This is a genomic window from Actinocrinis sp., assembly GCF_035946395.1.
Lineage (GTDB): Bacteria > Actinomycetota > Actinomycetes > Streptomycetales > Catenulisporaceae > Actinocrinis.
In genome coordinates this window covers 1-4,116 of record NZ_DASYZI010000168.1, presented here as the reverse complement: position 1 = coordinate 4,116, position 4,116 = coordinate 1, and the positions used below count along the sequence as shown (strand labels likewise).

Sequence of the window (4,116 nt, the reverse complement as noted above, 5' to 3'; positions counted from 1 at the left end):
TTCAGGCCTTTCCAAGGGGTAACTCCGGGCCTGCATGTGCGCGCTGACAGACCGCCGGAAAGCGGAAGGCCCCCTCCCGCCGAACGGCGGAGAGGGGGCCTTTGCGGTACTTCTGTACAGCGGTGCTTCGGTGCCGTGGGTCAGTCCAGATAGTCGCGCAGGACCTGCGAGCGCGACGGGTGGCGCAGCTTCGACATGGTCTTGGACTCGATCTGGCGGATGCGTTCACGGGTGACCCCGTAGACCTTGCCGATCTCGTCCAGCGTCTTCGGCTGACCGTCGGTCAGACCGAAGCGCATGGAAACCACGCCGGCCTCGCGCTCGCTCAGGGTGTCCAGCACCGAGTGGAGCTGCTCCTGGAGCAGGGTGAAGCTGACCGCGTCGGCCGGGACCACGGCCTCGGAGTCCTCGATGAGGTCACCGAACTCGCTGTCGCCGTCCTCGCCGAGCGGGGTGTGCAGGGAGATGGGCTCGCGGCCGTACTTCTGGACCTCGACGACCTTCTCGGGCGTCATGTCCAGCTCCTTGGCCAGCTCCTCCGGGGTGGGCTCGCGGCCCAGGTCCTGGAGCATCTGGCGCTGGACGCGGGCCAGCTTGTTGATGACCTCGACCATGTGCACCGGGATACGGATGGTGCGGGCCTGGTCGGCCATGGCGCGGGTGATCGCCTGACGGATCCACCAGGTGGCGTAGGTCGAGAACTTGTAGCCCTTGGTGTAGTCGAACTTCTCGACCGCACGGATCAGACCGAGGTTGCCCTCCTGGATCAGGTCCAGGAAGAGCATGCCGCGACCGGTGTAGCGCTTGGCCAACGAGACCACCAGACGGAGGTTGGCCTCCAGCAGGTGGTTCTTGGCGCGGCGGCCGTCCTCGGCGATGATCTCCAGCTCGTGCTTGAACCGGGGGTCCATCTTCTCGCCGGAGTTCAGCTTCTCCTCGGCGAACAGGCCGGCCTCGATCCGCTTGGCCAGCTCGACCTCCTGCTCGGCGTTGAGCAGCGGGACCTTGCCGATCTGCTTGAGGTAGTCCTTGACCGGGTCCGCGGTGGCCCCGGCCGAGGCGACCTGCTGCGCGGGGGCGTCGTCCTCGTCGTCGTCGGACAGGACGAAGCCCTCGTCCTCGTCGCTCGCCGCCGGAGCCTCCCCGGCCGGCTCCGCCTCGTCGGTCTCCGGCTCCGGCTCCGCCTCGGCGTCCGCCTCGCCCTCCGTGTCCGCGGCGCCGTCCAGTTCGGCGTCGTCCGCCAGCGCGTCCGCGTCGAGTTCGAGATCGAGCTCGCCGTCCAGCTCCTCGGTGGCCAGCGCCTCGTCGTCCTCACCGGACGCTTTCGCCGAAGTGGCGGACTTGGCAGGCGCGGCCTTGTTCCCGGCCGCCTTCTTGGCGTCCGCCGACGGCTCCTCGCCCTGCGCCGCGGCCGCGGTCTTCTTGGCCGGGGCCGCCTTCTTCGCGGCGGTCTTGACTGCGGGCTTCGACGACGCGGTCGCGGCGGCCTTCTCTCCGGCCGTCCCGCTCGTGTCGCCGGCGGATTCGGCCTTGCCCGCGGCGGCCGACGCAGGCCTGGCGGCGGCCTTCGTCGCGGCGGGCTTCTCGTCGGCGGACTTGGCCGCGGCCTCGGCGGTCTTGTGCACGGTGGCGGTGGTCCGGCCCGAGGAGGAGGCCGCGACGGCCCGCTTGCGCGGCTTGTTCAGGGATGCGGCGCCCTCACCGACCACGGCGACCGTCACGCCCTGCTCCAGAAGGGCCCGCAGCACCGACTTGGCCTGGCTCACCGGGACCTTGGCCTGCTCGCAGGCACGCCTCACATCCTCGCTCGAAACCGCGGCCCCCTGGGCGCGGTTGAGCAGAGCCTGCACGGCGGAAGCCACCGGCGTGGCGGGCGCGTCCTCTGTCGTCGACGGTGCGCCGGACGCATTGGGGGCGGCAGACGCGGAAAGCGAGATCGGGGCCGACACTCACGTACCCTTCGGAAAGGTGCTCACAGAAGCGCTAACTAAAAGACCTGGCATGCTATCGACTGAACTCATTCAAAGCGAGCGGCTGAACTCATCATGTCGTATGGGGTAACAGCTGTTGCCCGAACTGTCACACTTGTTATGACAGCACGATTGAGCGGCCCCGTATTCCCGTCCAAATTGACGGGTCGGCAGCCGCAGTAGCCGTGCCTGGTGTAGATCATTCCCGGCCGCGGCTCCGATCAAGCCGCTGTACGCCGCATCGCAAACGCAGGTCACGCACTCGGTCCAGCAGTCTAGCAGCGCCCCGAAAGCCTACGCACACCGCCTCCCGTATCCGCCGTCTGTCGGTCCGTCACACCCGCACGCGTACCGCGAGCAGCGTCACATCATCGTCCTGCTCGTGATCGCGCAGCATGGTCTCCACGAGGTGGTCAAGCAGCGGTTCCAGCGCGGTGTCCGGAGCGCAGAGGGCCGCGGCGCGCAGCCGCGCGAGCCCTTCGTCCAGCGAGTCGACACGCGTCTCGACCAGGCCGTCCGAAAAGCCGATCACGATGTCCCCGGGCCGCAGCGAGAGCTGGTGCTCGAAGCGTTCCTCGCTCCAGCCGAGCGGCGTCGCCTCCGGGGTCGCGTCGACGTAACGCGCGTCGCCCTCGGCGGTGATCACCAGCAGCGGCAGATGCCCCGCGTCGGACATCACCAGGCAGCCCGCCGCGGGGTCGTAGACCGCGTACACGACGGTGGTCAGCGACTCGGCGTTCTCGGTCGCGTCGAAGAGCCGGTCGAGGCCGGTCAGCACGGCGCGCGGGGAGGGATCGCTGTACGCGAGGGCACGCAGCGCGGCCCGCACTCGGCCCATGCCCGCCGCGGCGGTCACGCCCTTGCCGATGACGTCGCCGACGACCATGCCGAGGCGGCCGTCCTGGAAGCCGAACAAGTCGTACCAGTCGCCGCCGACCTCCGTGTCGAGCGAGCCGGGGATGTACCGGAACGCGGCGTCGATCCCGGGCAGGTCCGGCAGCCGCTTGGGCAGCAGCGCGTCCTGGAGGGAGACGACGTGCCGGTGTTCACGCTCGTGCATGCGCGCGCGGGCGACAGCCATGGTGCACTGTCCCGCCAGAGCCTGAAGGTAGGCTTGATCGTCTTCGTCGAAGGTGTGTTCCGCGTCGTAGACCAGGTACAGACCGCCCACCGGCCCGACCGCGGTGACCAGCGGTAGCACCGCCCAGGCCTGCTCGGATTCGAGCGATGCCGCCCAGTGCGCCGATTCGGGGAACATGGTGAGCACCGCCGCGCGGTCCGGCAGGTAGCAGGGCTGCTCGGCGCGCACCGCGGCGGCCAGCAGCGGCGGCCAGGAGACGGTGCGCCGCTCCCAGCGCTCGTCCTCGATGTCGGCGGCGCGCGGCGAACGCTGCGCCGGCACCGGTCGGACCGTGCGATTCTGCGGCCACGGCGAGTGCCCGATCGGGTCGAGCAGCCGCAGTTCGACGTGCGAGGCGCCGGTCACCTGGCCGAGCTTGGCGACCGCGGCGCGCACCTCCCCGATGGTGAGGGCGCCGGCCAGTTCCCGGGCCACGGTCTGGAGCTTGCCGATCCGCCACTGGGTGGAGCCCAGCAGTTCGGCGATCCGGTGCCGGTCGGTGACGTCGTGCACGATCGCGAGAGCTCCTGAGATCTGTCCGGCCGAGTCGCGCACCGGGGACCAGTGAGTACGCAGGACGCGGACGCCGTGGCCGCGCGGCGCCGGGGCCCACTGCGCGACCTCCCACCGCTGTTCGGGCTCGCGCCAGCTCTTACCGGTGTTCACGACCCGGTTGATGGACTCCTCGACCAGCGCGCCGTACTCGCCCGGCAGCACCTCGCTGGGTAGCCGCCCGGGGTACTGCTCAACGCCGAGCCCGTTGATCTCAGCCAGCGCCCGGCTGACCTGCCGATAGCGCGCGTCGCGGCCGTAGTGGGCGAAGGCCACCGAACCGTCCTGGAGCAGCGCGCGCAGCAGGCCGGAGTGGGCGTCGTCCGTCTCGTCGTGGTCGGCAGGGTTCTGCTGCCGGACAGCGTCTCGGGCCACCGCTCGCTTCCCATCCCCTAACCGATCGCGGCGAGACGGCGGACCGCTGTCCGCCGTGAACACAGGCGACGCGAATCCGCGCAGGCGTCGCCCGTACCC

At 70.2% G+C, this 4,116-nt stretch carries 2 protein-coding genes; both read right to left on the bottom strand.

Annotated features, from left to right (window positions below; genetic code table 11):
• Positions 1-140 precede the first annotated feature (140 nt).
• Entirely contained in the window at positions 141-1,862 is a 1,722-nt protein-coding gene (locus VGS97_RS10720; protein ID WP_349262082.1) for an RNA polymerase sigma factor, read from the bottom strand.
• Positions 1,863-2,304: 442 nt separating this feature from the next.
• A complete protein-coding gene (locus tag VGS97_RS10715; protein ID WP_326853190.1) occupies positions 2,305-4,017 on the bottom strand; it encodes a SpoIIE family protein phosphatase in 1,713 nt (570 codons plus the stop codon).
• Positions 4,018-4,116 lie beyond the last annotated feature (99 nt).